The sequence below is a fragment of the Roseovarius sp. AK1035 genome (genome assembly GCF_003288315.1).
Taxonomy (GTDB): domain Bacteria; phylum Pseudomonadota; class Alphaproteobacteria; order Rhodobacterales; family Rhodobacteraceae; genus Roseovarius; species Roseovarius mucosus_A.
Genome location: NZ_CP030099.1, coordinates 2241387 through 2255696 on the forward strand (window position 1 = coordinate 2241387; position 14310 = coordinate 2255696).

The 14310-nt window shown below is 62.6% G+C and carries 17 protein-coding genes; 3 read left to right on the top strand and 14 right to left on the bottom strand.

Annotation, left to right across the window (positions count from 1 at the left end):
* The first annotated feature begins 392 nt into the window (after window positions 1-392).
* Window positions 393-1193 (top strand): alpha/beta hydrolase, encoded by an 801-nt coding sequence (locus tag RAK1035_RS10720; RefSeq protein ID WP_008279996.1) that lies wholly within the window; start codon window positions 393-395, stop codon window positions 1191-1193.
* A 98-nt stretch (window positions 1194-1291) separates the two neighbouring features.
* On the opposite strand, the gene RAK1035_RS20190 is transcribed toward RAK1035_RS10720, so the two are convergent.
* From RAK1035_RS20190 to RAK1035_RS10765, 11 genes are all read right to left on the bottom strand, one after another.
* Window positions 1292-1813: a hypothetical protein gene (locus tag RAK1035_RS20190; protein ID WP_157132392.1), complete on the bottom strand. Its 522-nt coding sequence runs from the start codon at window positions 1811-1813 to the stop codon at window positions 1292-1294.
* Between the two features lie 15 nt (window positions 1814-1828).
* Window positions 1829-2737, bottom strand: coding sequence for a ring-cleaving dioxygenase (locus RAK1035_RS10730; RefSeq protein WP_008279998.1), 909 nt, complete (start codon window positions 2735-2737; stop codon window positions 1829-1831).
* A complete protein-coding gene (locus tag RAK1035_RS10735) occupies window positions 2734-3699 on the bottom strand; it encodes a pirin family protein (RefSeq protein ID WP_008279999.1) in 966 nt (321 codons plus the stop codon). Before RAK1035_RS10735 ends, RAK1035_RS10730 begins: the two co-directional genes overlap by 4 nt.
* A gap of 15 nt (window positions 3700-3714) precedes the next feature.
* Window positions 3715-3939, bottom strand: coding sequence for a hypothetical protein (locus tag RAK1035_RS20390; protein ID WP_157132393.1), 225 nt, complete (start codon window positions 3937-3939; stop codon window positions 3715-3717).
* Window positions 3936-4760 carry an efflux RND transporter periplasmic adaptor subunit gene (locus RAK1035_RS10740; RefSeq protein ID WP_008280000.1) on the bottom strand — a complete coding sequence of 275 codons (825 nt, stop codon included), beginning with the start codon at window positions 4758-4760 and terminating at the stop codon, window positions 3936-3938. The genes RAK1035_RS20390 and RAK1035_RS10740 overlap by 4 nt, the downstream gene beginning before the upstream one ends.
* On the bottom strand, window positions 4757-4999 hold the full coding sequence (locus RAK1035_RS10745; protein ID WP_008280001.1) for a XapX domain-containing protein: 243 nt from the start codon (window positions 4997-4999) through the stop codon (window positions 4757-4759). Before RAK1035_RS10745 ends, RAK1035_RS10740 begins: the two co-directional genes overlap by 4 nt.
* An 11-nt stretch (window positions 5000-5010) precedes the next feature.
* Window positions 5011-7011 carry an amidohydrolase gene (locus tag RAK1035_RS10750; protein WP_112303149.1) on the bottom strand — a complete coding sequence of 667 codons (2001 nt, stop codon included), beginning with the start codon at window positions 7009-7011 and terminating at the stop codon, window positions 5011-5013.
* Window positions 7012-7153: 142 nt separating this feature from the next.
* Entirely contained in the window at window positions 7154-7849 is a 696-nt protein-coding gene (locus RAK1035_RS10755; RefSeq protein ID WP_037297138.1) for a hydrolase, read from the bottom strand.
* A 266-nt stretch (window positions 7850-8115) separates the two neighbouring features.
* Window positions 8116-8952 (bottom strand): alpha/beta fold hydrolase, encoded by an 837-nt coding sequence (locus RAK1035_RS10760; RefSeq protein ID WP_008280006.1) that lies wholly within the window; start codon window positions 8950-8952, stop codon window positions 8116-8118.
* 776 nt (window positions 8953-9728) lie between these two features.
* Complete coding sequence (locus RAK1035_RS20195; protein ID WP_008280007.1) at window positions 9729-9902, bottom strand: hypothetical protein; 174 nt, start codon at window positions 9900-9902, stop codon at window positions 9729-9731.
* On the bottom strand, window positions 9899-10336 hold the full coding sequence (locus tag RAK1035_RS10765; RefSeq protein WP_008280009.1) for a nuclear transport factor 2 family protein: 438 nt from the start codon (window positions 10334-10336) through the stop codon (window positions 9899-9901). The genes RAK1035_RS20195 and RAK1035_RS10765 overlap by 4 nt, the downstream gene beginning before the upstream one ends.
* Window positions 10337-10392: 56 nt before the next feature.
* Here RAK1035_RS10765 and RAK1035_RS10770 point away from each other — a divergent pair, with 56 nt between their 5' ends.
* Window positions 10393-11016 (top strand): TetR-like C-terminal domain-containing protein, encoded by a 624-nt coding sequence (locus tag RAK1035_RS10770; RefSeq protein WP_037297143.1) that lies wholly within the window; start codon window positions 10393-10395, stop codon window positions 11014-11016.
* Between the two features lie 178 nt (window positions 11017-11194).
* Here RAK1035_RS10770 and RAK1035_RS10775 read toward each other — a convergent pair whose 3' ends face one another.
* A complete protein-coding gene (locus RAK1035_RS10775) occupies window positions 11195-11482 on the bottom strand; it encodes an Atu4866 domain-containing protein (RefSeq protein WP_199861257.1) in 288 nt (95 codons plus the stop codon).
* Between the two features lie 23 nt (window positions 11483-11505).
* Entirely contained in the window at window positions 11506-12228 is a 723-nt protein-coding gene (locus RAK1035_RS10780; RefSeq protein WP_008280012.1) for an SDR family oxidoreductase, read from the bottom strand.
* A 114-nt stretch (window positions 12229-12342) separates the two neighbouring features.
* Here RAK1035_RS10780 and RAK1035_RS10785 point away from each other — a divergent pair, with 114 nt between their 5' ends.
* Window positions 12343-13227, top strand: a complete 885-nt coding sequence (locus RAK1035_RS10785) for a LysR family transcriptional regulator (protein ID WP_008280013.1) — start codon at window positions 12343-12345, stop codon at window positions 13225-13227.
* Window positions 13228-13335: 108 nt separating this feature from the next.
* On the opposite strand, the gene bla is transcribed toward RAK1035_RS10785, so the two are convergent.
* Window positions 13336-14220 (bottom strand): class A beta-lactamase, encoded by an 885-nt coding sequence (gene bla / locus RAK1035_RS10790; protein ID WP_037297149.1) that lies wholly within the window; start codon window positions 14218-14220, stop codon window positions 13336-13338.
* Between the last annotated feature and the right edge of the window lie 90 nt (window positions 14221-14310).

Here is a 14310-nt window from a genome sequence, read left to right on the forward strand (position 1 = left end):
CCGGCGCGGCCTGCTCTGAGGGCGAGACCATAGTCGCGGTGGCCAGATGCGTCCGCAGAAGGGCGCTCGACCGAAACAGCCCCAGTCTCGCGGCTCTGTTTCTCAGGCACAAATCAGAAAGGCCGCAAGATCGGCACCTTCGCGACAGCTTCGGCGCTGCAGGGCACAAGGGCGCTCGCTAGAGTTTACCCATTGCCGTTCCGCGAGCCACGAACTCCTGCGCCATCTTCAACTCGATGTGATTTCGCTGGTCGTTGGTCTTGTGATCGGCGTGACCAGTGGCGCTTTGTTGGACCCTTCAACGCGCCTGCACTTGATGTCTGTCCGTTCACGCTTCACGGCGCGACGACCAGCGGCAGCATTGTGTTCCAACTCACAAAGGAGATACGACCGTGCCCAATACCCTGAAAACCCTGACCGCCGCAGCCTTGGCCGGCAGTGTCGCCTTCGGCGTCAATGCCAACCCCGTCCCTAACATCGTCCTTGTCCACGGTGCATTCGCCGACGGATCCGGGTGGCGCGGGGTCTATGATGAGCTGACCGCGCGTGGCTATGATGTGAGCATCGTGCAAAACCCGCTGACCTCTTTCGCCGACGATGTCTCGGCAACCCAGCGTGTGCTGAACAGGCAGGACGGCGCGGTCATTCTCGTCGGCCACTCCTATGGCGGCAGCGTGATCACCGAGGCCGGCACCGATCCGAAGGTTGTCGGCCTCGTCTATGTCGCCGCATTCGCGCCCGAGGTTGGCCAATCCACGCTTGATCAGTACTCCGAGATCCCGCCGCCCCCGAACTTTGTGCCCGAAGAGCAGCCGGACGGCTTTGCCTACCTGAATGCCGACCACTTCCATGCCGGCTTTGCAGGTGACACCGATGAGGCCGACGCGGCGTTTCTGCGTGATGCTCAAGTGCCAATCGCGATGGCCGCACTTGCAGCGCCGGTGACTGTCGCTGCCTGGAAGACCAAGCCCAGCTGGTTTGTCGTCGCCACCGAGGACGGTGCCATCGCGCCAGATCTCCTTCGCAGCACTGCCCGCCGGATCGGTGCCGAGACGACTGAGGTGCGCGGCAGCCATGTCGTGTTCCTGACGCAGCCGAAGGCGGTTGCCGACGTGATCGATGCGGCAGCCAAGGGGGCGGCAGAGGCCGTCCAAGGCACGGATGCCGGGGCCACGGCTGCTTCGACGAAGTGAGGTGGAAAGACGCTATGAGTCTCAATGCGCGACCTCGGTTCGGGGTGCAAAGATGATGCACTGCCCAATGCGAAAATCTGAATTTGGGATGCTCGAAGTTAAAAGGGTGGCGCGATAGGTTGACGAATAATCTCAACTGGCGGACGCGAAAGAAGAGCTATGTCTGCGCCGGGGTCAGATAGCAGCCTGCGCAGAGTGGACACATCGTGCGCGGTGATCGCGTGTCCGGCACCGGGGTGTATCGCCATTCGACAATCAGCTTGCGAGCCTGCATGGACCGTTTCGCCCTCTCGCACGCGGGCAAGCGGGACATGCAGGTCGCGGGTGTGGCAGCCAAAGTAGATAGGCAATTCGAAGAGATCGGCCGCGTAGTCAAAGTGTTTCGGGGTATGACCGTTGAGGCCACCAAAGGGGTCGCCCGTCGCATCACCAGTGCCGACAAGGCCGCCAGACAGGCCACCCACGGCCTTCAGGTGCCGCCCGCCCGCCCAGGGTGCGAACAATGCAGCACTGGCCGGAACAAGGGCCGCGCCGCAGTCGAAGGTCTCATTGGTCTCGGCCCCCGGCTGTGCAGGAGCATGAGGGCTAGCTAGGCCCGCGCCGGTGGATGCGGCCAGCACTGTGTGGATCGTCCGTCACATATGCCCGGACAGTGGCGGGAGAATGCGCTCGATGCGCGCGCGGTCCGGTTCGTAACGCGTGGGGAGCATCAGGTTGCGGCCCAGTGCCTCCTCCGGTTCGTCGATGGCAAAGCCCGGCGGGTCCGTGGCGATCTCGAAGAGCACGCCGCCCGGTTCGCGAAAGTAGATCGCCTTGAAATACTGGCGGTCGATGATCGGCGTCACGTCGAGCCTCGCGGCACGCAGGCGCTCCTGCCAGTTGCGCTGCTCTTCGGTGTTGCGGGCGCGGAAGGCGACGTGGTGGATGGTGCCCGCGCCCTGTCGGGCGGTCGTTGTGGCATCGTCGCGCACGAGATCAATGACGCTGCCCATTTCTCCGCCCGGCGCGCGCAGGCGCAGGCGTGACAGGCCGGGGCCGGTCTCCTCGCCAAGCTCCTCGTAGCCCATGATCCCGGTCAGGAGCCGCGCGGTCGGCTCTGGATCGGCAAGGCGTAGCGTGACCGAATGGAAGCCGCCGGGCGCCATGTCGGCGGTCTCGGCGATTTCGATGGACAGCCGGTCGGGGTCGGCGAGCGTGATCACCCTGGCACCAAACCGCTCCTCCGGCCCGTCAAAGTTGACATCGCCCTGCGCCAAAAGGTCCACCCATGCGTCAAGGCCCGCGGCATCAGAGGCGTAGGCCACGGCAGAGGCCATGCCGTGGCCCGCCTGTCCGGGTCCGGAACCGATGAAGGGAAAGAAGGTCATGATAGTCCCCGGCGTCCCGGCTCGGTCCCCGTAGTAAAGATGATACGTGCCGGGATCGTCAAAGTTGACCGTCTTCTTCACCAACCGCTGGCCAAGCGTGCCGGTATAGAAATCGAGATTGGTCTGCGGGGCAGAGCAGATGGCGGTGACGTGGTGCAGCCCCGGAATGGCGGTCATGTCTGGTGATCCTCACGGCCCGTGGCGCGTTGCTGGGGACTGTTCGTCTCGGGCAGCGGGATGAATTCCGCCTCGTCGCCGGGCACAGTGTCGAAGCGGCCGCGCCGCCATTCCTCCTTAGCCTGCTCAATGCGTTCGGGGCGCGAAGAGACGAAGTTCCACCAGATGTAACGCGGGCCCTCCATTGGCTCGCCGCCAAAAAGCATCAGGCGAGCGTCGCGCTCGGCCGTGATCACCGCCTCGGCGCGCGGAGCGAGGATCAGCAAGGTCCCAGGCTCGTGGGTTTTTCCATCGACAGCGATCGGGCCGGTCAGGATGTAGAGTGCGCGCTCGTCATGCGTGGCCTCCACGCGATAGGTCCCGCCCGCCGCCAGCGCGATGTCGGCATAGAGCGTCTCAGAAGCCGTCGCGAGTGGCGAGCGCACGCCGTGGAGCGCGCCCGCAATCAGGCGGAGAGTCAGCGCGCCGTCCTCGATGGTCGGCAGGTCCGGCTCACCATGATGGATGAAGGCCGGATCGGATTCTTCTGCCGCAGCCGGTAGCGCCATCCAGGTCTGCAACCCAAATAGCCGCTGCCCGGTGCGCTTGAGCTCGGGCGCGGTCCGCTCAGAGTGGACGATCCCGCGGCCCGCGCGCATCCAGTTCACGGCACCGGGACGGATCGCCTGTTCGGTTCCGAGACTGTCACGGTGCAGGATCTCACCCTCCAAGAGATAGGTTACCGTCGCGAGGTTGATGTGCGGATGCGGCCGTACATCAATGCCCTGATCGGTTAGGAACTCGGCTGGTCCCATCTGGTCGAAGAAGATGAAGGGCCCGACCATCTGACGCGCGGTCGAGGGTAGGGCCCTGCGCACAGTCATCTCGCCGAGATCGACAGCGCGCGGAACGATGACTGTCTCAATGGCATCGACGCTTTCGGCGTCACCGAGGGTTGGGTCGGGGCAAGGGCTCCAGCTCATGTTTTGGTCTCCTGTTTAGGTGTCTTCGGGCTGGCGACCGGCTGTGGTCACCAGAGAGTATATCTTTGGCGCGGCGCTTGATGCAAAAGTTCCAAGCCCAAGCCTGCGCGCGCCGAAATCGTGCATCCAGCTTCCGAGAGTAGAAACGACCGTCGCAAGCCCAAGGATCGCCAAAGCCCTGCACCCGTGAGGGGCGAAGGCCAAGGACACTGGCACCGAAACTGCGGTGGTCTCGCTCATTGCGCTACCTCGGTCTGGCTGATCTCCGAGAGGACCATTACGGCCATGCCGGGCCGCAGCAGCGCATCGGGGTTCGGAAACCGCGCCCATACGGTTACGGTGCCAGTCTCTGCGTCGACCTCGGGGCTTGCTGCATGGGGGCTCGCCTCTCCGGGATAGATCCTGTCGCCGGGGAGCCGCAATTTTACTCGGACGGTTTCCAGCAACTCGGCAACCGTCCTGGACCCGGTCGCTTCGAGGGAGGCGAGCCGTTCAGCATAGGGTGCTTGGTAGGCGACGACCGCCGGGTCAAGCGTGATGATCGTCGCCAGTGGCGGGGCAACCTCCGCCTCGAGGAAGGTGCCGACGGCAACGGCTGGCGGCGAGATGAGGCCAGTGATCGGGGCGCGTATGATCGCACGTTCGAGATCGAGCGCCGCCCGCCGCCGCTCGGCCTCTGCCAGCGCAACCGCGGCCTCGGCCATCGCCCTTTCGGTGCGGGCGGGTCCCACAGTGGCATCCGCAGCAACCCCGCGGTCAAGCATCTCTTCCTGACGGGCGGTTCGCCGGGCCGCCCCGTCGAGCCGCGCTTGGGCCTCGGCGAGCCGCGCCTCGGTCATCTCCAGTGCGAGTGCCACATCGGTCGGATCAAGACGGATCAGCGGCTGACCCGCTTTGACGTGATCACCACCCTCGAAGAGGATTTCAGCTACGACGCCGTTCAGGCGGCTGGACAGGACCGCACGGTCGGAGGCTTCGATCCGTCCTTCAAAGACAAGTTGTTCGGCGACGGCCATATGCGCGGTCGTCACTGCGAACAGAAGTGCAAGACAGCGCGTCATCCCTCCGTCTCCTGACGCTCGGACGTTGCGAAATGTTTCGCGTGCAGGCAATGGGCGGTGGCCCCTGCGGCTGTCGTCCGGTCCCTAAGCCATGAAACCGCCGTCTCGCCCAGCAGCATTCCGAGCAGGCCAAGCAGCGCGATGATTGGCGGCGCGGGCGAGCGTGTGCCAAAAAGTGCGTAGAGCCCCCCGACGGCGAGCCCGAACGCAAACGACACAGCATAGGGTTTCCAATCCATCCTGCCTCCCTTCACACCGCAAAACACGAACAGCCGAGCGCGCCCCAGAAGGACTTTACGTCTTTCACGGGAATGGGGTTCGTCCAGGCAATTCCGTGGTCATGGCCGTGCAGCGAGCAGGCGCTGGCACAGCCATCGTGGCATGCGCGGTCAATACGCATCTCAGTGGCACCGGTCGCCTGCCGCGCGCCCGGACTTGGGACCGCGCCGACTGGGCTCCAGCCCGGCGAGGCGGGCGGCAGCGGCGGTGCAAGATCGGAGAACGGGCCCTCGCCATGCACGATACGGCCGCCGACCATGGTTAGGACGGCGTTTATCTGCCGGATCTCGTCAGGCGGCACGCTCAGGTAATCTGCCGAGAGCACTGCGAGATCGGCGTACATGCCGGGCGCAAGAGTGCCTTTTTCATTCGCCTCGCCCGAAAACCATGCCGACCCATGCGTCCAGAGCCGCAGCGCCTCCTCGCGCGACAGCAGGTTGTCCTCGCTGTAAAGCGGCATGCCGCCCAGCGTCTTGCCGGTGGTCATCCAGTAGAGGCTGACCCACGGGTCGTAAGAAGCCACGCGTGTTGCATCGGTGCCAGCACCGACCGGGGTGCCCATGTCGATCATCCGCCGGATCGGCGGTGTCGCCTGCGCCGCCTCCGCGCCGTAGCGGTCTACAAAATACTCCCCCTGGAACGCCATTCGATGCTGCGTGGCGATGCCGCCGCCAAGCGCCGTGATCCGCTCGATGTTGCGCGGCGTAATCGTCTCTGCGTGGTCGATGATGAACCGCGTCTCGAACGGCTGGCGCTGGTTCACACGCTCGAAGACGGTTAGGAACCGGTCGATCGTTTCGTCATAGGTCGCATGGATGCGGAACGGCCATTTGTTCACCGCCAGCAACTCGACGATCGGCTCCAGTTCGCTTTCCATTGTGGGGACGAGATCGGGACGGGGTTCGAGGAAGTTTTCGAAATCCGCTGCCGACCAAGTCAGGTTCTCACCCGCTCCGTTCATCCGTAGCATGTTCGATCCCGCACCGGGTTCGGTCATTGCTACCCAGTTCTCATAGTCCGAAAGCTCTGCACCCGCAGTCTGCGCAAAAAGATTGAACGCGATTCGAACCGTTAGTTGATCCGCGTCGTGCAGCTGCTGGATGACGGCGTAATCATCCGGATAATTCTGGCCGCCGCCACCGGCGTCGATCACCGATGTGATACCGAGGCGGTTCATCTCGCGCATGTAATGGCGGGTAGAGTTGATCTGCTCCTCGAGGGGCAGCTTTGGCCCCATCGCGAGGGTGGAATAGAGGATGAGCGCCGAGGGCTTGGCGATTAGAAGGCCCGTGGGGTTGCCTTGGGCGTCCCGCTGGATCTCGCCACCCGGCGGATTCGGCGTCTCCTTCCCGAAACCCAGCACCGCGATGGCCGCCCGGTTGATCAACGCCTGACCGTAGAGGTGCAGGATAAAAACGGGCGTGTCGGGCGCGGCGGTGTTGATCTCGTCAAGCGTCGGCATGCGCCGTTCGGCGAACTGGAATTCGGACCAGCCGCCAACAACGCGGACCCACTGCGGGGCAGGGGTGCGGTCCGCCTGTTCCTTCAGCATCCGCAGCGCGTCAGCGAGCGAGGGAACGTTCTCCCACCTGAGTTCCATATTGTAGTTGAGCCCGCCACGGATCAGATGCGTGTGGCTGTCGTTGAGGCCGGGAATCACGCGCCTGCCGCCCGCGTCGATCACATGCGTGTCCGAGTCTGCCAGCCACATGATCTCGTTCTCTCTTCCCGTTGCCAAGATGAGACCATCCCGGATCGCGACGGCGTCGACGTCTGGCGTCGCGGGATCAAGCGTCGTCACACGCGCGTTTCTGATGATCGTGTCGGCCATGCCGTCCTCCGTGTTGGATTGTGCCTGCGCAGTGTCGGGTGCAAAAAGCCCAAGCGCGCCAAGCGCGGCACCTGATTTCGTGACCCACCGGCGGGTGACCGGCGCGGCGGTTTTGATCGGGTGTTGTCGCGTCTCGTGCATGTCAAACGTCCCAGCAGCACTCTTCACCCCAGCCTGAAAGAAAGGGCGGGCCTGCGGGGCGATGCAGGCCCGCTCGATGCGTCGGCAGGGAATGGGGCGGCTGCGGGGCAGAGCAGCCGCCGGACCCGGCGCATCGAGATCGCTATTCGGCGGCGGCGGCCGATCCGGCGGCCACGGGTGCCAGACGCTCTCCATGCTCGACCCGCTCAGGCGCCTTGTGAACCATGGTGTAGGCGTAATCGACGCCCATGCCATAAGCGCCAGAATGCTCCCGCACGAGGCTCATGACGGCATCATAGGTCTCACGGTGCGCCCAATCGCGCTGCCATTCCAGCATCACCTGCTGCCAGGTCACCGGCACAACCCCGGCCTGGATCATGCGCTGCATGGAGTAGTCATGCGCCTCCTGCGAGGTCCCGCCGGAGGCGTCAGCGACCATGAATATCTCGTAGCCGCCCTCGGCCATTGCGCTGAAGGCGAAAGAGTTGTTGCAGACTTCGGTCCAGAGCCCAGAGACGATGACCTTCTTCTGGCCGTTCTTCGCGAGCGCATTACGCACCTTCTGGTCGTCCCAGGAGTTCATAGAGGTGCGCTCGAGCAGCGGATGATCGGGGAAGACTGCCAGCAGTTCCGGATACGTGTGACCAGAGAAGCTTTCGGTCTCGACCGTGGTGATCGTGGTCGGGATGTCGAACACCTTGGCCGCCTTGGCGAGGGCCACAACATTGTTTTTCAGAACCTGCCGGTCGATCGACTGCACGCCAAAGGCCATCTGTGGCTGGTGGTCGATAAAGATGATCTGGCAATTGTCCGGGGTTAGTAATTCAGGCTTGGTCATGTGCTCTCTCCTTGGGTGATTTCATGTGTTCTTGGGTGTTTTCGCTTGCCTCAAGGTGCCGCGATTGATCGGGCATCAACCCGGAATGCGCGCCATCACCGTGATCTCGACATCAAAACCGGCGAGCCAGCAGACGCCGACCGCTGCCAAAGCGCGTGGCGTTTGGTGGGAAAGTGGCATCGCGTTTCGACATGGCACAGTTCCTTTGTTTGGGACGATAGGCGTTGCCTGCGCGGACAATCGCAGCAGGGCGGGCCGCAGGTGTATCAGCCCGTGATGAAGGCCAGCAGATCAGCGTTCAGCACGTCGGCGTTGACCGTCAGCATGCCGTGCGAGAACCCCGGATAGGTCTTGAGCGTGCCATTTGGCAGCAGTTTGACAGCCTTTTCGGCCGAGGCTGCAATTGGAACCACCTGATCATCCTCGCCATGCAGGACGAGCGTCGGCACGGTCATCGCCTTCAGGTCCTCCGTCTGATCGGTCTCCGAGAAGGCCTTGATGCCGTCGTAATGCGCCTTGGCGCTGCCCATCATGCCCTGCCGCCACCAGTTCTGAATGACGCCCTCGTGGACCGTCGCACCCTCTCGGTTGAACCCGTAGAACGGACCGGCGGGCACGTCGCGGAAGAATTGCGCGCGATTTCCGGCGAGGGCCGCGCGGAAACCGTCGAAAACCTCCATCGGCGTGCCCTCAGGATTGGTCTCGGTCTGCAGCATCAGCGGCGGGATGGCGGCAACGAGAACGGCCTTGGCCACCCGGCCAGCCGGTCCACCGTGCCGCGCCACGTAGCGCGCGACCTCGCCGCCGCCGGTGGAATGGCCGATGTGCACTGCGTTGCGCAGGTCCAGCGCCTCAACCACGGCAAAGGCGTCTGCGGCGTAGTGGTCGATGTCGTGGCCGCTGTCGACCTGCTCCGAACGGCCATGCCCGCGCCGGTCATGTGCCACCACCCGGTAGCCCTTAGAGAGAAAGAACAGCATCTGCGCGTCCCAGTCGTCGGAGCTGAGGGGCCAACCGTGATGAAAGACGATCGGCTGGGCGTCGCGCGGGCCCCAATCCTTGTAGAAAATGCGATTGCCGTCGGGGGTAGTGATCTCTGCCATGTCAAAATCTCCTTGTATTTGATCCTGGGCAAAACTTGGAAGGGACAACGCACTTGCTGTTGCAAAAGCACCAGCAGAGGCGAGAGCCGTGCGCCGCGTCAGTGTCGTGTGGGGCAGATCATTGATGCGCATTGCTGATCCCTTTCTTTGTCAGGCGTCATCGGTGTTCGGCATGCAGTACATCGGGAATTTCGAAGACATCTTAGGCGGCCTCCGCCTTGTCGGCGTTGCGTGTTCTGCTGTGCATGTGCCGAATTTGCGCATTGTTGCATCCCGCTGTTTGCACGATGCGAGTCGGGTTTTGTCCGGCATCCGCACCGGCCCAACGCGGAAGAAGGTATGTGTCGACGCACGGGAATTCTGGACCACGGCTGCGCTCTCGATCCGACGACAGCGACCCTCAATGATCTCACATGCCCGGCGATACTCTCGAACGCGGTTTCAGCATTTTTGACGATGGAGAACAGAGGATTGCACGGCGCCTAAATCGACATGCGGTCACGACATCTGGAGTAACAATGACCTAAGCACGGACAACGCCACTTGCCTAACAAACACCCGCAGTCGACGAACCCATCCGGCGTCGCAAGTTCTTTTTCCCGACGCTTCAGTCAGGCTTTCGCGGTCGTCAGCCGATCAAAGCGTGATGACTCCTGATGGACGATCCGGCCCATCGACTTTACAAGGATCTGTGCGCGATAGCTGCACGAAGACGCGGTGCGCAAAGTCGCGGAATGACGTGGGCCGCTGCCCGGTCATCCGCTCAACGCCCAGGGTCATACAGTCTTTAGCGCCCGCCTGACTACGCCCAGACCCGTGAGCGTCTTGGCGTAGTCAGGCGGAAGGCCCTGCGCCACGAAGCGCGCTGCCAGAGCGGCAGGATCAAGAGAAATCTGGCGCACCGGCCTGCCAATGACATCGGTGATGAGGACCCGCTCGACCACCATCATGCTGTCCCTTCATACGCAGCGGCGGCAGCCTCGGTGCCGCCCAAGGCTGTCAGCACGACCAGCGGGTTCCAATAGTCGCGGTAATGCGCAATGCGCCCTTCCCGCACAGTGACCACCGAAATGTACTTCTGATTATAAGGAGCACCTGTATTCACGCCCGCGCCGCTGCAGGAAAACTCGAAGACCACCGTATCGCCAGCAGCATGTACGCTGCCGAGCTCCATCGGCCCGAAGATGAGCAAAGGGCCGAGCTTTTCAAGATGCGCCGCAAGGGCAGCCTTGCCGTCCAGCCGCTTTGGCAGCCCGTCAGGCGCATAGGGGAACTCGAAGATCACGTCATCTGTGAAAAGACCGAGCAAGCTGTCCGCAGGTGCGAGCCGGTCACCTAATGCCGCGCGCAGCAGGTCAGAGAAACTATCGAACTTGTCAGCCATGATGGAACCTCATATGGATGGAACGGTAACGTATCGACCAAATAGGAGTACTTTCGTTGGAACGCAACCGTTCCGTCGTTAAATCCCGACGAAAACCTTCCGGGGCTGCCGTGCAACGTGCCGATCTGACCGATGCGCTCTACCGCGCTTTCTTCGAGGAATGGGCGGAACGCGGCTTTGCCGCCATAAGCCTGGAAAGGGTTGCCGCCAGAGCGGGGGCCGGCAAAGCCGCGATCTACCGTCGCTTTTCGTCGCACCACGAATTTGCAGTCGCGGCAGTGTCAACGATTGGGTTGACGATCGCCATGCCCGACGACCATGGAAGCCTGGAGGCCGATGTACTTGCCTTTCTGATCCGCCTGAGAGTGGTCCTTCGCCATCCCATGATCCGACGCATCCTACCGGATCTTCATGCCGAGGCTGCACGGTCCGCGCCGATGCGAGATCTGAACACTCAGGTTGCCAAAGCGCGCCGGGAGCAGGCACAGGTCGTTCTCGACCGCGCGATTACGCGGGGCGAGTTGGACCAGGCCGTCGATCGTGATCTGGCCCTCGATCTGCTTCCCGCACCGCTCTACTGGCGCATGGTGGTTTTGGGGATCACCCCGACGCGCGACCAACTTGCGACCGAAGCAGTCGCAATTGTCGCGGCACTAAGGGCGTCCTCTCCCCGGTGCTAACTCTCTTGTTCACGACAACCCTACCGAAGGCTCTATAGCCGTTTCGGGCTGGAGAGATTGAAATCCATTGGTGGTGAGTATTCACGTATAGTCCGGAGATCTGCGTCGGCTCCCCTCAGGCGGGAGAGCCGACGACTTCCGGATTAAAGCGGGTGAGAATGTGCCAGCGTGATCGAGGTTACTTCCGATAGAGAACCATGCCCGCATGATGCAGCACATCGGGTTCAACGAATTCACCGTCGGCGGTAAAGCCGCTGTCGTCCCAGTATTCGATATATGTGCCGTTGATCTCATAGCGGCCTTCGTAGGCGCGTTCTCGTTCGCCGCGGGCCTCGACGTAGCGGCCATTCGGCAGCAGTTCGTGCCGGATGCGGTTGTCGGCGGTGACCCACATCCCGACATAGGGGTGCGGGGTTTCACTCCGGGCGAATTCGGCACCGATGGCCAGAAGGACGGCGGTGAGCATGGCTGATTTCTCCATGGTCGACCTCAATTTGCGGATGCTGTGGGGCGGATGGTGATCTCGGTTGTGTCCACGGTCGCCGGGGCGTTGATCAACTGGCTTACGGCGCGTGCGATATCAACCGGTTGCAGTGCAATGGCGCGGTAATCCCCTATGAGCGCCTGCGTCTCTTCGTGGGTGATGGTGGAGGCGAGTTCGCTCTCTACCACGCCGGGGTTCACGCAGGTGACACGGATGGCGCTACTTTCCTGACGCAGCCCGTCCGATATCGCCCGAACCGCAAATTTTGTGCCGCAATAGACGGCCGCCGTCGGTACGGCCTGCAACGCGCCGATAGAGCCGATGTTGATGATCTGGCCTTCGCCTTGCCGTTCCATGACCGGAAGAACGGCCCCAATCCCCCACAAAACGCCCTTGATGTTCACGTCCACCATCCGCTCCCATTCGTCGAATTTGACGGCGGACATGGGCGACAGGGGCATCACTCCGGCGTTGTTCACCAGCACGTCGATGCGGCCCCACAGGTTGAGCGCCGTTTGCGCAAATTCCTGCATGGAGCGAAGCTCGGTGACATCAAGCGACCACGTCGCGACCTCGGCCCCATGGCCGCGTAGATCCTGTGCGATGGCGTCCAGCCGATCCGTGCGGCGCGCGCCCATCAAGATTTTCGCGCCCTGCGCTGCAAGCGTGCGCGCGATGCCTTCGCCGATGCCGCTGGAGGCGCCGGTAATCAAGATGACCTTATCCATGATTTTCTCCTTATCTGCCTGTTGCAAAAAGCAAGATGGACGCAGATCATTGTGAACGGTATACCGTTATTGCTGGACTGGTTGGTTAGCATTGCGCGACAATGGGGGCATCCTATGGACTTGAACTTGCTGCCACTCCTGCTCGCCGTTGCCGAAGAGCAGAACTTTCGCGCTGCGGCGGACCGGCTCGGTGTGACGCGATCCGCTGTGAGCCAAGGCATACGCCGCCTGGAGGATGCCTTGGGCATACAGGTGGTCATGCGCACGACCCGCTCGGTTCGCCTGACCGAGGCCGGTGCCCGGCTGGTCGAGAGCTTGCGCGCTCCAATGGCGGCGGTTCAGGACGCGCTTGAGGCCAATGAAGATGTGCCGAGTGGGCGGCTGCGATTGGCCGTCACATCCATTGCCGAGGAGTTCCTGTCGGGGCCGCTGCTTGCGCGTTTTGCCGAGGCGCATCCCAAGGTTACGGTGGATGTGACGGTCATAGATGACGCGTTGGATATCGTCGCCGGTGGTTACGATGCAGGTGTCCGCTTGGGCGAAGTGATCGAGCAGGATATGATCGCCGTGCCCGTTGGCGGCCCGCAACGCGAAGTGGCGGCAGCCACGCCCGCCTACATCGCGCGATATGGCGCACCGAACCACCCCAAGGATCTGCTCGATCATCGTTGTGTCGGATGGCGACCCGCCCCCGACACGGCCCCGTGGCGATGGGAGTTCGAGGAGAATGGCAAGCCCTTCGATGTCATGGTGGATCCACAGGTGACAACCAACGACCTGCGTCTGATGTTGCGGGTGGCTTTGGCGGATGGCGGTATCACCTTTGCGCCATGGGACTGCATGAGAGAACATTTCGATAGTGGCGCACTGGTCCCGTTGCTTACGGGCTACCTGCCGCCGTTTTCAGGATTCTACCTGTATTTCCCACAGCGTCAGAACATGGCACCAAAGCTGCGGGCGCTGATCAATCACATTCGCCAGTGGCGATTTGTGGACTGATCACGATTTCGCGGTCGGAGCCTCGCACTCGCAGTCTGGAAATCTCTGCGCGCTTCGACTTGCGTTGGTGGAGGGGGCCGCGCCTTGTTGGGCGCGGCCGCGACCATCTCACCGGCTTGTCACGACCTGCATGACGGCTTTGGACAGCTCGATCACAGCGCCGTTGCGGGTGTTAAAGTCGGCATCTGCATCCGACAGGAAGATGGCGATGAAGTAGGGTTCCCGATCCGGCGGCGTCACCATCGCCACGATGTTGCGGTTGAAATTCCCGCTTCCCGATCTGTCGGCGACATGCCAGCCCGCTGGCGTGCTCGCACGGATCAGTGCGCCCGTAACGCCACCGTCGGTCATCCAGTCGACCAGTTGCGCGCGCGATTGCGGGGACAGTGCACCGCCCGTCAGCAACGTCTCCATCGTCGACACCATCGCTTCGGGCGTGGTTGTATCGCGCGGGTCGTCCGGCGCGAAGGTGTTCACGTCCGGCTCGCGGCGGTCCAGACGGCTCACCGGATCGCCGATCTCGCGCAAAAATGCGGTCACGCTTTGTGGTCCTTCGATCCGGTCGATCAGCAGATTGGTCGCAGTGTTATCGCTCATGTCGAGCGCGGCGTGGCATAGTTCGCCCACGCTCATCGTTTCGCCGACCATCTTTTCGGTGACAGGCGCATACTCGAGGACTTCTGCGGCCTCGATCGCAATCCTTTCTTCGAGATCTAGGTCGCCCTCATCGACGCGATGCAAGACGGCGCCGCACAGCATGGTCTTGAAGGTGCTGGCCATCAGGAACCGCTCCTCGGCACGATGGCTGACGGTCCAATCCGAGCCGCTGTCGCGGATCACAACACCGACGCGCGCGTCGAGCTCTTGTTCGATGCGGTCGATGGTTGCGGCAAGATGCAGTTTCGGGTTCTGGCCAAAGGCAGGGCCGCCTGTCAGCAGTGCGAGGGAAACCCCGGCGGCCAGTAGGGGCAGCGTCACGGCATGTGTCAACATGAGTTCATCCTTGTCTGAGTCGATGGCGCATGGCACCGCTTCGTCGCCTGCTCAAGGCGAGTGATGACGGGCGACCATCAAGGTCTGGAA